The following is a 14978-nucleotide window of genomic DNA, read 5'->3' as shown; positions in this document are numbered from 1 at the left end:
TTTAAGCCGTTCTTGAAAATGCGTGTAGTTGTTGAGTTGGCACAATGAAAGGGCAAGCCATACCCGATTGGCAAATGATATCTACCGACAGCCCAAACGCGTCCCGAATAGCCGCCGGGCTCAAAACGTTTGTCGGCTTACCCGATACCAGCGCCCGGCCATCTTTCAGCAGGAGTACCCGATCGGCATATTGCATCACCAGATTAAGGTCGTGCAGAATGGCCACCACCCCGTAGCCCCGGTATGTCATGGCGCGGGCAATATCGAGCAGGGCGTGCTGATAATAGAGATCAAGACCGGTGGTGGGCTCGTCGAGGAGCAGGTATTTGGGTTGTTGAATCAGGCCGCGCGGCTGAGCAATTTCGTCGGCGGTCATCAGTTGCGCCAGCACCTTGGCCAGATGCACGCGTTGCTGCTCCCCACCCGACAGCGTTGGTACGGCCCGCTGGGCCATATGGGTGATGCCGGTCAGATCCAGAACGTAATCCACCACAGCCAGGTCGTCGGCACCGGGCCGCCCATCGAAGTGCGGGTAGCGGCCCATCATAACCAGTTCGTAAACGCTGAACGGAAAGGCCAGCGGATTTTGCTGCGCCAGCACCGCCCGCCTACGGGCCAGATGAGCGGCACTAAACTGAAAAACAGAGCGGTTGTCAAGAGACACATACCCTTTGGTCGGGTTTATTTCCCGGCTCAGGGTTTTCAGCAGGGTTGATTTACCGGCCCCATTCGCCCCGGCTATGGCGACCAACTCGCCGGGTTTGGCCACCAGCGACACGTCGTCCAGCAACTTCCTCCGGCCAATCTGATGGGTTATTTGATTCGCTTCCAGCATGGTTCAGGTAGTAATGGTTGATTTCTTTTGGAGGAGCATATACAGAAAAACAGGGGTGCCAATCAAAGCCGTCAGGATACCAATGGGCAATTCGGCGGGGGCCACGATGGTACGGGCCAGCAAATCGGCCCCGGTCAGGACAATGGCTCCCAACAGGGCCGAACCGGGCAATACCAGCCGATGATCGGCCCCGGCCACGAGCCGAATCAGGTGTGGAATTACCAGCCCTACAAACCCAATGGCTCCGGCTACGGCCACCGATACACCCACGCCCAAGGTAGCCAGTACAATCACAGCCTGTTTTAAGCGCCCAACGTGGATACCCAGGTGCTCGGCCCCACTTTCGCCCAGGGCAAAGGCATTCAGCGATTTAGACAACCGGGGCAGGAGCAGAAGCGGCAAGGCCACCAACGGCGCAATAACCCCGAGCATATCCCAGTTAGCTCCACCCAGACTTCCCAACCCCCAAAACGTTATCGTCCGAAGTTGTGCATCATCGGCTACGTACGTCAGCAGACCGGTTAGTGCCCCACACAAAGCGTTGACGGCTACCCCCGCCAGCAGCATGGTGCTCACCTGCACAGTACGGCCCTGCCGCGATAGTTGATACACCAGCCCCGTGGTAACAACAGCCCCCACGAAGGCCGCTATCGACAGCATGTACAGACCGGCCTGCCCGGTAAGCCCAGGCAGCAGTTTCACCTGAAAGACAATGGTCAGGACGGCAAACAGCGAGGCCCCCGACGAAATCCCGATCAGGCCCGGATCGGCCAGTGGATTCCGAAAAAGCCCCTGCATAGCCGCCCCCGACATGCCCAGCACGGCCCCTACCAGCACCCCCAGCAACACCCGTGGCAACCGGATTACCAGCAGAACAGCCTCCTGCTGTGGTTCAACGGACGCGCCAGCCCAGCCCAACTGTTTCAGCAGAATAGCCAGCACGTTCGGAATCGGGATAGAAACCGCCCCAACCCCCACCGACCAGACAACTACCAACCCCAGCAGCAGGCTTAGTGTGCCGGTTAGCCACCAACCGCGCGAACGGCTGCGGAAGGTCGTTGTGGTCATGGTGCGGGCAATGGGCGGTACGTTGGTGAGCATAGTGCGGATAGGTTATTTGTTAAGGGTCAGGTCTTGCGATAATTTCTGATTCAACTCCTGCACCGCCAGCCCAAGCCGGGGCCCGAACCCCGTGAGTAGCTGCCCGTCCATTTCAATCACATGGCGATTTCGACCCGCCATGGTTTGGGCTACGCCCGGCACTTTCAGCAGGCCGTTGATGCCCCCCATGCTGTTCAGACCGCTCGTAAACAGCAGCAGCACATCCGGATTGGCCGCAATGAGAGCCTCGGCGGTCAGCGGTTTGAAGTTGTCGAAGTCGGTTACCGCATTGACGCCCCCCGCCAGTTGAATGACCTTCTCCACGGGCGTATTCCGGCCGGCCACCATCATATTGCCACTCCCCCGAGCATAAATGAACAGGATTTTCTGCGGTCGCGACGGCTTGCGGAGGTTGGCCAGATCAGCGTCAATTTTACGAATCAGCGCCGGGGCTTTGGCCGATTGCCCAAAAGCTGCGGCCACCTCCCCGATCAGCTTTTTAGCCCCGTCGGCCGAGTGGGTCTGGTTAAAAAAGAGGGTCTTTACACCGGCCTGCCCAAACTGCGCAATTACCTCCGGCTTCACATCCATGCCACCGTGCGTTTGGGTGCCAACCACAACCGTGGGTTGCAAAGCCAGTACGGCCTCTGCACCAATATTTCGGTTGTGGCCCACTTTCGGCAGTTTCGCCATGGCGGCCGGATAGGTGCTCGTCACGTCGGTGCCGACAATCTGGGCTTGTAGTCCAAGGGCACAAAGAATCTCGGTGACGGTGCCGTTTAACGACACAATGCGGGGCGACTTCGGTGCCGATTGCGCCGTTGCCATTGGCGATGCCCAAAACAAGCTGTTCAAGATCAGACAGTAGCGTATCAGCACAGTCCAAGAGCGAAATACCTGCATCACTATTGTTATTTAGATTAATTTCAAATAATGTTGCAAAGAAAACGCCTTCTCACCCGTTCAGACTTACGCGATCGGGATAATCACTTACGCAATCGGGATAATTGACAGCCCGGTGCAGTACCACAACCAACGTTATACCATGAAGCTTGCCGTCCTGATTTCCGATACAAACCAGGTTCTGACCGAGTTACCCCCCAGCCGGTTCAATGGTTGTTATGACCCCGAAAGTGGCCCGCTCGTTCTGCCGCTGCCACAAGGGGGCGAGGTTAGCGTACAGGCGGTTACGCTCCGGCCGGGTGTATTGCTCATGTGGGGGAGTTATGCCGTTCGGCAACCGACACAGCTACGAATCAGCGGGGAACAGGCCACCATTGGGCTGCATTTTGTGCAGACAGGCGCGCTTGCGTTGCGTGGGCAGAACACACCTGCTCCGCTCCGGGTAGCGGCCAACCAACATGTGGTGTGGTTTGATAATACCCCGGAAATAGGGTTTGACCTCAGCCCCACCGAACCCTCCCGAACAGTTTCGGTGTATATGCTGCCCGCCATTTTCAGCCAATTGACCGGCCGTCGGCCCAGTGCCACCGAAACAGGGCAGCTCAGGGCGGGCCAACTCATTACAGCCACCATGCACACCGTCTTGGAGCAGATCACCGATTGCGCGATGTCGGGGGCTGTCAGACGGCTATTTCTGGAGGCAAAAGCAATGGAACTGTTGGCTTTACAGCTACGGTCGTACGACGGCTCGGACCCACAACCCGCCCCTACAGAAGCCCCACATCCCGACACCCCAAAGTTGCACGAGGTACTGGCGTTGCTTCAGGATCAATACACCAGCCCACCCACATTGGGCGAGTTAAGCCGGGCGGTAGGCCTCAACGAGTACAAACTGAAAAAAGGATTCAAGCAGCTATTCAACGACTCGATCTACGGATGGGTCTTAAACTACCGGCTCGAACGGGCGTATGAACTACTCAAAACAGGCCAACATTCGGTCAGTGAAGTGGCCTACACGGTGGGGTATCAGCACCCGGCCCATTTCACAACCGCGTTTCGGAAGAAATACGGTATGCCCCCACGCGAAGTAGGTGGGGCTGGTGCGCTACCCGAATAGGCAGTAGGCAGGTAGCCCCTCAACGGCCACTCGACTGCCCATTCGTGCTCATCAGCTGGGCCGACCAGGCGGGCGGTTCCACACCCAGTAAATGCCGCACGAAGAAATCCCGACGTTTGCGCTCGCCGTAGTCACCACCCATCGAATGACCCATGTTGGGCACCATCAGAAAATCAAAATCTTTGTTTGCTTTGATGAGCGCATTGATAAGCTGCATGGTCGAGGCTGGGTCTACGTTGTCGTCAACCTCGCCCAGAATCAGCAACAGTTTACCCTGAAGTTTCCCGGCATGGGTCACGTTCGACGACTCGGCGTAGTGCGGCCCAATGGGGTAGCCCATCCACTGTTCGTTCCACCAGATTTTGTCCATCCGGTTGTCGTGGCACCCGCTCGACGACACACCCACTTTGTAAAACTCCGGGTGGAACAGCAACCCACCCACCGTACTCTGCCCGCCGGCCGAGTTGCCGTAAATGCCTACGCGGCTTAGGTCCATCGACGGGTCTTTGCGGGCCGCGGCCTGCATCCACAGAATCCGGTCGGGGAAACCGGCATCTTTCAGGTTTTGCCAGCAAACGTCATGAAAGGCTTTGGAACGGTGCGAGGTGCCCATACCGTCGAGTTGCACCACAATGAAGCCCAGCTCGGCCAGTTCGAACATACCCCGGGCACGTTCGCCGGTGATAAATGACTTGGGGGCAAAGGCACTATGCGGCCCGGCATAGATGTATTCAATAACCGGGTACTTCTTCTTGGGGTTGAAATTCGTGGGCCGGACAATGACGCCCCAAATATCGGTTTTGCCGTCACGGGCTTTTGCCGTAAACACCTCCGGGGCCCGCCAGCCAGCCTGCGTGTAGGCCGAGAGATCGGCATTTTCGAGCGGCATCACAACCGAGCCGTCACGCGTTGAGCGCAGCACGGTAACCGGGGCCATATCCACCCGCGAATACGTGTCGATAAAGTACCGGTGGTCGGGCGAAAAGAAGGCCCGGTGATTGGCATTTTCGGGCGTCAGGGCAGTCAGGCCGGTGCCGTCGAAATTAATGCGGTAATACTGCACAAAGTACGGGTCCAGCTTCGGGTCGACGCCCCCGGCCGCAAACAGAATCGTTCGGGCTTGCTCATCTACCCGAATCACGTTGCGCACCACCCATTCGCCTTTGGTAATCTGGTTTTTAACCGTACCGGTCAGCCCATCGTACAGGTACAGGTGGTTCCAGCCGTCGCGCTCTGACATCCAGACTACCTCGCGCCCATCGGCCAGATCTTGCCGAAACCGCTTGCCATCATTACCCACCGGCATGTAATAGAAAAACGTTTGGGGTTGTTCGTCGACAACCGCCCGAACCTTGCCGGTTACAGCATCAACTTCCAGCACCCGGTACACCTGATGCCCCCGTTGGTTGTACTCAAACGTAAACGCCCGGCTATCCTGCCGCCATTCGGGGCGGGTTAGCTCGTATTGGTTCTGAAACAAAGCATTGTCTACGACCAGGTGCTTCCGTTCGGCAATCAGAAAGAGGTGCGGTGTACGCACGGGCAGGGCATCGCCCGGTTTCAGGTAGTCCCGGCTTTCGAGCTTAGGCTGAAGCTGATCGTCGGGCGACGAACGGACAAAATAAATCTGTCGTTTCTGCCCCGGCCGTACTTTGTTCGTAACCAGCTTTTTCGAGTCGGGCGACCACTGCATGTAGCCCGAATAGTACTCGCCCTCGGCTCCATCGAACGTTAATGGAACCTCCTCCCTGGTTTTTACCGACCGGAGGTAGAGGTTATGATTTTTGATGAATGCCTGCCAAGTGCCATCCGGCGACGTCACTGGCCGGTCGGTTTGGTCGTTACCTCGTTCACCCCAATAACGCTCCCGGAGAGCGGCCACCGGGTCGGTTTGGGTGAGAGTATTGGTACTCAGATCAAACGACCAGTTATAATCGAACGCCCGAAACCGGATACTGCGGTCGCCGGGCCCGTACACGAACGTCGAGAAAGGCAGTTGATACGGCTCCACCGGCTTTTGGGCTACCTGAGCGAGTTGGCGGGCCAATTGTTCCTGATCGAACGCTCTCGTTTTGGTCTTCTGCACCGGGTTGACTGCCATAAACTCCGAGCCTCGCGGGGTTTGCATCAGATACCAGGCCAGCTGCCCACTTTCCGACCAGGTCACCGTTGCGGGGGCGTAATAGAGCTTGTCCATGGCGGCTTTGAGCCGGTTGGCCCGCGCGTAGTCTTCCAGCCGACCTTGTGCGTGCGCAATGGAAACAACCCATAAACAGAGTAAGCCCGTGTACAGAAAGGGCCTGGTAAACAAACGTGTCATAACCAGAACAAGGCAGAGTTGCGTAACGTCTGGCAAAGTAAGAATTTACCCGGTTCCGTCCGCCTTGTCCCGTTCATTATCGGGCAACCGGCCGTCCCCAACGACCGACGTCCTCCTTACTCCAGCTCCCGCTTGAGCATCAGCAGCAAACCGCGCGACCCACCCCCGTAAATTTCAGTATCAACGGTCGATACTAATTCCCAGCCCTCGCGGCCCAGTTCATTAAGTTTGTTCGTCAAGGCCTGTTCATCAACCCGACCACCCCAAAAGCCACCGGCTTTTACATCCAGAATTCGGTATTCAAACTTTTTCATTGCGTATGGTTTTGAACACCCAATGTAACAATGGATAATGGACAATGGATAATGAGTAATGAGGCATTTGCCTGATTATCCATTATCCATTATCCATTAAACTAACTTGAATTATGCATAATGGCTGACGCAAGGGCCTTCGACAGGCTCAGACTGACTATAAACTTGAGAGCCGCCAGTCAGCCTGAGCCTGTCGAAGGCCCTTGCGTCAGCCATCATTTGTTGAACAGCTAATTGTAATACAAATTATCCATTACTCATTAAACTACCGAGGGCGCGAGCGCAGTAATCCCTCAGGTACGCTTAGTTCGCCCGTGTATGGGTCAATCAGGCCGTTGCGTTCATCTTCGATATTGGTAGCCTGCGTGTACACATCGCCCGCAATTGACCGCGCCCGGAGTTCTTCTTTAAACTGCCGGATTCGGTCGGTACGGTCGTCCGCATCGGTAGGGCCACCGTAATCGGCAAAGCCAAAACCACCCCACTCGCTCACAATCAGAGGTACCTGTTTCCGAAAGAAAAACGGGTCGCCTACTACGAGCGGATGCACGGCCACGCCCTCGTTGTCGCCCCGTTCGAGCCGGTCGAGGAGGGTACGCCAATGCGCCAGCTCGGGCGTGTAAAGGTGCGCCGTGAGCAAGTCCGATTTCAGCCGTCCTTCAAGCGAAATATGCTTCCAGCCATCATTATCGACCACCAGAAACTGCGGGTGGTTAATGTGCATGTAGTGGTAGGTATCAATAATGTACCGCTGGGTATCGGGGTTGGTGGCAATGTCTTCGGCACCCCAGTCTTCGTTGTACAGGCTCCAGATAACCACCGAGGGGTGCGTTTCGATCAGAGACAGCATTCGGTCGAGTTCAGCCCGGTGATTCTGGCGGCTCTGCGGATTGGAGCGGTGCGGGCTCGGTACCTCTACCCACAACAGCAGCCCCAGCTCATCGGCCAGGTTATAAATCCGGGGATCGATACCGGCAATGTGCACCCGCACCATGTTGCAGCCGAGCTTTTGCATGGCGTAAAAATGCCGTTCGATTTCCTCAAACGTAGAGGTGCCGGGCTGGTACAAGATTCCGTCCAGATACACCGATTTATCGTTGAGGTACACGCAACAGCCCCGAGCCTCTACCTTGCGCAGACCAAAATGGGCTTCGATCTGCGATACGTGCCCCGTTTCGTCGATCAGTTGCGCCACCAGCCGGTACAGGTGCGGGTCGTCGGGCGACCAAAGCCGGGCCTTGGGCAGCTCCACCACCACGCGCTGGTTTTTCTGGCCTGCTTCGAGCCGCAACGGAAAGTCTTCGGTGGCCAGTGGAGTGTCGGTATCGAGGCCATTTTTTTCAAATACCCGCAGCCGTAAGGTGTACAAACCGGGGTCGTGGATCCGGGTGGTCAGGTTGAACCGCACCAGCTCGTCTTCCACAATACTGACCACCCCCACCCGCGACCGCAATCGGTTTCGCTCCACGGTTTCGAGCCACACCGACCGCACCGCCCCCGTGTAGGTCTGGTACCAGATGCCCCCGCGCTTATACACCAGCGACTCCTGCTTGCCGCGCGGAATGTCGGCGTCCATCGTATCGGCAATGCGCACGGTCAGGCGATTGTTCGTACGCAGAAAGTTATCGCCCAGCTCGTACGAAAACGAGGTGTACTCCCCGTAGTGGATGTCTTCATTTTCAACCGTTCGCAAGAGCTGCCCGTTGAGCCACACCCGGGTTTCGTAGCCACAAGCCCCGAAGGTGATCTGAAACAGGGTCTGGGCCAGGCCTGTTCCGTTCTGGTCGCGCTCAGGCAGGGTAAAGTCTCGCTCGTACCAGACTACCACTTTATCGTGCCAGGAGGTTGTCTGCACCTGTTCGTGTGCCTCCCGGATGTGCTCTTCCACCGAGCCGGGCCAATGGGCCATGTGCGCGTACGTGTGCCCAAGGTGCCAGTTTTCGCGCAGCCCCCGGTCGTCAATATCCAGTGCAAACCGCCACTCGCCATCGAGCAGCATGTACGTGTTGGGGCGCAGCACCGCCCGGGGCAGCGGGTTGATGGGTTGCGCCCGATGGGCATCGGTATGGCTTTCGGTGAGGTTGAAATTACGATACGTCGGGTGCATACGTCCAGTTGGTTGAGCAGTATGCTTCGTTTAACGCCCTATCGGGGCCTCAGTTTTTCAATTATCCAAAAACTGATTAACTGTACTTTTCTCTCTGTCGGCAAATCTTTTCGGGGCCCGTAGCCGATAAGAACGGTATCGTTTTTAGTTTTGGTGAACGAGTGGCGTGTCTACGGGCCTGCCACCCAACCACTACCCTATTTTCCCATATGAATTGGCTTACTGACAAACGAATTGTAATCATTGGTGGCACCACCGGCATGGGCCTTTCGGCCGCTCAGGCTTTTGTGCGCGAAGGGGCCCGCGTGGTGGTGGTTGGGCGCAACCCCGAAAGCTGTACGGCCGCCGAAGCCCAACTGGATGGCAACGGACTGGCGATGTCGGGCGATGCCGCCGACCCCAAAACCGCCGTTACGGCCATCGACCTCTGCCAGAATATTTTTGGTGGCTTCGATGGACTGTACCACGTGGCTGGTGGTAGCGGTCGGCGCTTCGGCGACGGCCCCCTGCACGAGCTGACCCTGGAGGGCTGGAACGCCACCATCCAATTGAACATTACGTCGCTCATGCTGTCGAACCAGGCCGCTGTACGGGCATTCCGGGAGCAGGGTCAGGGAGGGTCCATTCTGAACATGGGCTCCGTGCTGGGTCACTCACCTTCGCCCAAGCACTTCGTAACCCACGCCTACGCAGCCGCCAAATCAGCCGTTATTGGCTTCACCCGGTCTATAGCGGCTTACTATGCCGCCGACAATATTCGGGTCAACGCCCTGCTGCCTGCCCTGGTCGAAACGCCCATGTCGCAGCGGGCCACCACCGACGAAGCCATCATGTCTTTTGTGAAAACCAAGCAGCCGCTCGAAGGCGGGCGCATTGGCCAACCCAACGACCTCGACGGGGCTGCCGTGTATTTTCTCTCCGATCAATCTCGGTTTACCACGGGGCAGATTCTGGCAATCGACGGCGGCTGGGACCTCAGCGAGGGTCAATATTAACGCCCGCCCAACGTCTGTTGACCGAAACCGGCCCGTTGTTCGTTGTTTATTTGAGGCAACAGGATGACGGATCGCCCCAATTCGCGTATAACTAATGACGCATCGCCAATCACTCCACCCAAAAGAACCGACAACCTCAGCAAGAAACGATCGGGCATAAACTATCGAATGACACGTATCCTGGTAATTCAGACCGCTTTTATTGGTGATGTAATTCTGGCCACCGCTTTGTTGGAACAAATCAGGCAGCAACGGCCCGAAGCGCAAATTGATATGCTGGTGCGCAAAGGCAACGAAAGCCTGTTGGCAAATCACCCGTTTTTGCACTCGATTCTGATCTGGGATAAAAAAGGAGGCAAGTACAAAAGCCTCTGGAAACTACTGGGGCAAATTCGCCAGAGCGAGTACGATGTGGTGATTAACCTGCAACGGTTTGGCGCAACGGGTCTGCTTACGGCCCTCTCGGGAGCTCGCCAAACCATTGGGTACGACAAAAATCCGTTCAGCCGGTTTTTCAAATACCGCATCGAACACCGCATTGAGCCGGGTATTCACGAGGTCGACCGGAATGCCGCCCTGCTCAGTCCGCTGGGTATCGGTACATGTAAGGCCCCTCGGCCCCGTTTGTACCCCAGCCCGGCCGACCAACAAGCCGTTGCCTCTTACCAGACAAAGCCTTACCTCTGCATTGCCCCCACCTCGGTCTGGTTCACCAAACAGTACCCGGCCGAAAAATGGGTTGAATTTATCCGGCAAAACCCGGCCAACACCACTATTTACCTCCTCGGTGCCCCCACCGATACCGACGCCTGTGCCAATATTCGGCAACAGGTGCTTGCCACCCACCCAAACGTACAGAATCTGGCGGGCAAGCTATCGTTTTTGCAGTCGGCCGCGCTCATGCAGGGGGCCATCATGAACTACGTGAACGATTCGGCCCCAATGCACCTTTGCTCGGCGGTCAATGCCCCCACCACGGCTATTTTCTGCTCCACGGTTCCGGCCTTTGGCTTTGGGCCGCTCGCCGACAACGCCCAGGTTGTTCAAACCCCCGAACCCCTCGACTGCCGGCCGTGTGGCCTGCACGGGTACCGGGCCTGCCCACTGGGTCATTTCCGGTGTGCCACTACTATCGAAATAGCCTCTAACCGATAGAGAATAGAATTGATCTAACAATTTTACCGTTTATACAAGCGGATAAAAACGTTGTGGCGTAAAATTTTATACTTTGTATGAGACTTTTGACCATACATAGTACCAGTATTATTCGCCATGACAAAACTATCTTCTATCAGTCGGCGCGACTGGTTACGCGCCAGTAGCCTACTGGCAGCCGGTCTGACCAGCTTCGGCAGGCCCCCACTCAGCATGGCCGCCCCTCTCGCGGGCAGTCAACAGGCCTTCGCCCGGGAGTTTTACCTGACGGCCCCGCCCGAAACCATGCCGAAGCTGAAGGCCCGGCTTATGGCCAATGAAAACCCCTACGGTATATCGCCCAAAGCCCGCGAGGCTCTGGTAAAAGCCGTAGACCTGAGCAACCGCTACGCCTGGATGGAGTTTGGCGAATTGGCCAACCGCATTGGTGAGCAGGAAGGAGTTGCGCGCAAGCATATCCTGTTCAGCCCCGGCTCGTCGGATATTCTGATGGCAGCAGCTGCGTACTACACCCAAAACGGCGACCCATCGAAACCAAGAACCATTCTGACCTGCCGCCCTACGTACGACGACCTACTGGAACGGTCCGAAGCCTTCGGGGCCAAAATTGAAGCGGTTCCGCTCACCCCGCAATACGAGTACGACCTCGACGCCATGAAGGCTCGCATCGGGCCCAATACCAAAATGGTGTACATCGTGAACCCCAACAACCCGACCGGCACCATTGTAAATCCGCAGAAACTCGAAGCGTTTGTACGGGAGGTAGCCCCCAAAGTGCCTGTTTTTCTCGACGAAGCGTACATTGATTTTCTGGCCCCGGCCGAACGCCCGAACACCGGCAAGCTGGTTGCCGAGGGGCTGAACGTAATTGTGGCCCGGACGTTCTCAAAGATTCATGCCTTTGCGGGTTTGCGGCTGGGGTACGGCCTTGCCCAACCTGATACACTCAAGGCCCTGCGCCAGTACACCAACAACAATTTCGGGGTTAGCATAACCACCCTCATGGCCGGGATTGCCGCCTACGAAGACCGTGAATGGCAGACCTACTGCCGCACCGAAAACGCCAAAGTGCGCGACTACACAACCAAGGCCCTCAAAGGGATGGGGTACGAGGTGATTCCGTCATTTGCCAACTTTCTGCTGTTCCCGATCCGAATGAAGCCCAAAACGTTTGAGAACCAGATGTGGGCAAACGGCATCGGAATTCAAACCCGCGAATTTGGCGGGCAACCCTGGTGCCGGGTAAGCATAGGCACACAAGCCGAGATGGAGGCTTTTCTGGCAGAATTTAAGAAAGTAGTAGGTTAAACCCGGCCCGACGCGAGCCCGAATGGTTCGCGTCGGGGCCCCTCCCCCTTTTTTATGACCCGACGCGACTTTATCAATCGGACCAGTGCGGCCTACGCCGGCCTGTCGGCCTGGGGCTTGTTGCAACCCGCACCTGCTCAGGCATTTGACCTGCCCCCTCTCGACTCCGCACAGGGGCGCAAAGTGCTTATTCTGGGAGCCGGTCTGGCGGGCTTATCAGCCGCTTACGAACTCGGCAAACTCGGCTACGACTGCACCGTACTCGAAGCGCGCGCCCGCTCTGGCGGCCGGGTCTGGACGGTACGGGGCGGCACCACCGAAACCGAACAGGGTGGCCCTACCCAAACCAGTCAGTTTGCGGGCGGGCTGTATTTCAACGGAGGTGCGGCCCGCATTCCGCACAACCATCAGCTCACGCTCCAGTACTGCCGGGAGCTGGGGGTGCCGCTTGAGGTATTTGTTGGGGCCAACGAAGCCGCTTACCTGTTCAACGAAAAAGCGCAGGGCCCGCTCAACAACCGCCGGATGCGTATTCGGGATTATCACAACGATATGCGCGGCTACACGTCCGAGCTGCTGGCCAAAGCCCTTGACCAGTCGGCGCTGGACGAAAAGCTGACCAAAGAAGACGTTGAAAAGCTGATCGATTTTCTAAAAAACGAGGGCGACCTTAACACGGCACATCTGTACAAAGGCACCAACCGGCGCGGCTATAAAATAGACGCCAGCCGCCCCGTTTATGCCGACGGAGGCCCCGGTGCCGGTGCTAACCCCGGCACCCTGACCGACCCCTACGGCCTCACCGACCTGCTCCGGTCGGGCTTTATGCAGCCGGTGTTTTACAACGTGGGCGAGTACACCTACGAGCAGCAAACTACACTGCTGCAACCCGTGGGCGGGATGGATGCTATAGCCAAAGCCCTCGAAAAGAAACTGGCGGGCAAACTGGTGTTCAATGCGCCGGTGAAGCAGTTGCGCAAAACCGAAACCGGCGTTCGGGTCGTGTACGAGCGCGACGGCAAACCCACCGAACTAGCGGCCGAGTTCTGCGTGTGTACTATTCCACTACCCGTCCTGAAAAACATCGACTCCGACTTATCGGGACCGGTAAAGCGAGCCGCTGATTTTGTGCCGTACATCAAAACCGGCAAAATTGGGCTTCAGTTTAAACGCCGATTCTGGGAAGAAGATGATGGTATTTACGGTGGTATCTCGCGCACCGACATGGACATCAACCAGATTTGGTATCCATCGTTCGGGTTTATGGGCAATAAAGGTGTACTCATCGGGTACTACAACTTTTACAGCCGGGCCGAAGCCGTAGCCAGTCTGTCTATTGCCGAGCGGCAAAAAATAGCACTGGAACAGGGTGCCAAAATCCACCCACAGTACGCTGCCGAGTTTGAAAACAGCTTTTCGCTGGCCTGGCACCGGATTCCGTACAGCGAAGGAGGCTGGGCCTTGTACGACGATGCGTCGCGCCGGAAATTTTACCCCGCCCTATTGGAGCCCGACGGCAACATTTACTTTGCCGGTGAGCACACCACATACCTTACAGCCTGGATGGCAGGGGCCTTTACCTCAGCCCGGCGGGTTGTCGACGCTATTCACAGCCGGGTGGGGCAGTACACCCAAAAGTAGGCCTATGCTCCGGCTACTTCTGTCATTTTACGTCCAATCATGCAAACCTGAATTACTATGAATCGTCATTTCCTCTCTTTTCTGTTTGTGCTGGTTTCGGCCATAGCCACCAACTTTTTTGCACAGCGCGTATGGGCGCAGGCCCCGGCCACCGGTGTCATGACCGCGAACGACGTTACTACCATCAAATCCATCAAGATTGGCAACCTCGACAAAGACACCTACTTCAAGTCGGGCAATTTTATTCTGGATCGGTACGAGGAACGCCCGCCCTACGTATTCAATTACAGCGACGGTATCAGTCGGAAAATATACCTCTACAAGGTGTATGCCGCTGCCGACACGAAAGAACTGGGCCTGCTCGCTATTTACCAGAACAGCAAAACAGGCGACCTGAAACCCTTTGTGATTCCGGGTGCCAATGCCGACCGTAAAGCCTGGGATTTGTACATCGATGACCTGAAGTACGTAGGCGAAAAAGAGCCCGGCCTAATGTCGGCACTGGGGTTTGTACTCTCGCGCGAGATGGCTACGCTACTGGCTGGCGGGGCCGGTGCCAAAACCGACGACGGTAAGAAGAAAGAGGAGTATAACTTCTGCTTTGCGCCCGAAGCCCCCGTGACACTACTAAACGGCACTACCAAACCCATTGCCAAGCTGAACGTAGGGGATGTGATTTTGGGTTACGATGCCACTACGCATACCCTCGTACCTACCCGCATTACGGGCGTACAAGCCCATGCACCCGTAGCACCGGATACCCAAATAGGCCTGAGCGGAGTATGGCTCACCCCGGCCGAAGGGCTCACAGCCGCCCGTACCTTGCCCGAACCAATGCTCTTTGAAGCTACGCCCAACCACCCGGTCCTGACAGCTACCGGCCGTAAACCGTTGGGCGACGTACAAACCGGCGAAACTCTCTACCGCTACGAATCGGGCACACTGGTTCCTTACCACGTGGCACGGCCGAGCGAAACAACCCGGTCTGTCAACGTTGTTTATACGCTCACCACCGACCGGGGTGCTTTTTTGGTCGACGATATGCTGGTGCTCGATAAATAGCGCCCGACTCCTCCGCGCTGAATATTCCCAAATCCTTATTTCAGGCCCCGTGTACGAAGTTGTACATTGGGGCCTTTTTAGTAGTCGGCTTATTTGCACAACCTGTAGTTTAGGCTATTC

12 protein-coding genes are annotated in these 14978 nt (G+C 56.7%); 6 read left to right on the top strand and 6 right to left on the bottom strand.

Annotated features, from left to right (window positions below; all coding sequences use genetic code 11):
- Position 1: 1 nt before the first annotated feature.
- Genes F5984_RS16750 through F5984_RS16740 form a run of 3 tightly spaced genes read right to left on the bottom strand, consistent with a single transcriptional unit; the run spans position 2 to position 2791 of the window.
- Positions 2–835, bottom strand: coding sequence for a heme ABC transporter ATP-binding protein (locus F5984_RS16750; protein WP_152125358.1), 834 nt, complete (start codon positions 833–835; stop codon positions 2–4).
- Positions 836–838: 3 nt separating this feature from the next.
- Positions 839–1936, bottom strand: coding sequence for a FecCD family ABC transporter permease (locus tag F5984_RS16745; protein WP_185155536.1), 1098 nt, complete (start codon positions 1934–1936; stop codon positions 839–841).
- 12 nt (positions 1937–1948) lie between these two features.
- On the bottom strand, positions 1949–2791 hold the full coding sequence (locus F5984_RS16740; RefSeq protein WP_246169053.1) for a heme/hemin ABC transporter substrate-binding protein: 843 nt from the start codon (positions 2789–2791) through the stop codon (positions 1949–1951).
- Positions 2792–2981: 190 nt separating this feature from the next.
- Between F5984_RS16740 and F5984_RS16735 the strand changes: the two genes are divergently transcribed.
- On the top strand, positions 2982–3956 hold the full coding sequence (locus F5984_RS16735) for a helix-turn-helix transcriptional regulator (protein ID WP_152125356.1): 975 nt from the start codon (positions 2982–2984) through the stop codon (positions 3954–3956).
- A gap of 19 nt (positions 3957–3975) precedes the next feature.
- On the opposite strand, the gene F5984_RS16730 is transcribed toward F5984_RS16735, so the two are convergent.
- The 3 genes from F5984_RS16730 to F5984_RS16720 form a co-directional block, all read right to left on the bottom strand.
- On the bottom strand, positions 3976–6276 hold the full coding sequence (locus F5984_RS16730) for a S9 family peptidase (protein WP_152125355.1): 2301 nt from the start codon (positions 6274–6276) through the stop codon (positions 3976–3978).
- Positions 6277–6392: 116 nt separating this feature from the next.
- A complete protein-coding gene (locus F5984_RS16725; RefSeq protein ID WP_019988449.1) occupies positions 6393–6590 on the bottom strand; it encodes a DUF4177 domain-containing protein in 198 nt (65 codons plus the stop codon).
- A gap of 265 nt (positions 6591–6855) precedes the next feature.
- Positions 6856–8697, bottom strand: coding sequence for a glycoside hydrolase family 2 protein (locus F5984_RS16720; protein WP_152125354.1), 1842 nt, complete (start codon positions 8695–8697; stop codon positions 6856–6858).
- 209 nt (positions 8698–8906) lie between these two features.
- Between F5984_RS16720 and F5984_RS16715 the strand changes: the two genes are divergently transcribed.
- From F5984_RS16715 to F5984_RS16695, 5 genes are all read left to right on the top strand, one after another.
- Positions 8907–9692 carry an SDR family NAD(P)-dependent oxidoreductase gene (locus F5984_RS16715; RefSeq protein ID WP_152125353.1) on the top strand — a complete coding sequence of 262 codons (786 nt, stop codon included), beginning with the start codon at positions 8907–8909 and terminating at the stop codon, positions 9690–9692.
- 168 nt (positions 9693–9860) lie between these two features.
- Positions 9861–10847, top strand: a complete 987-nt coding sequence (locus F5984_RS16710; protein WP_152125352.1) for a glycosyltransferase family 9 protein — start codon at positions 9861–9863, stop codon at positions 10845–10847.
- Between the two features lie 117 nt (positions 10848–10964).
- Positions 10965–12155, top strand: coding sequence for a pyridoxal phosphate-dependent aminotransferase (locus F5984_RS16705; RefSeq protein ID WP_185155535.1), 1191 nt, complete (start codon positions 10965–10967; stop codon positions 12153–12155).
- 54 nt (positions 12156–12209) lie between these two features.
- Positions 12210–13796 (top strand): flavin monoamine oxidase family protein, encoded by a 1587-nt coding sequence (locus F5984_RS16700; protein WP_152125351.1) that lies wholly within the window; start codon positions 12210–12212, stop codon positions 13794–13796.
- Positions 13797–13853: 57 nt separating this feature from the next.
- Positions 13854–14858, top strand: a complete 1005-nt coding sequence (locus tag F5984_RS16695; RefSeq protein WP_152125350.1) for a Hint domain-containing protein — start codon at positions 13854–13856, stop codon at positions 14856–14858.
- Positions 14859–14978 lie beyond the last annotated feature (120 nt).

The sequence above is a fragment of the Rudanella paleaurantiibacter genome, assembly GCF_009184635.1.
In the GTDB taxonomy this organism is placed as follows: domain Bacteria; phylum Bacteroidota; class Bacteroidia; order Cytophagales; family Spirosomataceae; genus Rudanella; species Rudanella paleaurantiibacter.
This window is presented reverse-complemented; position numbering and strand designations above follow the sequence as displayed.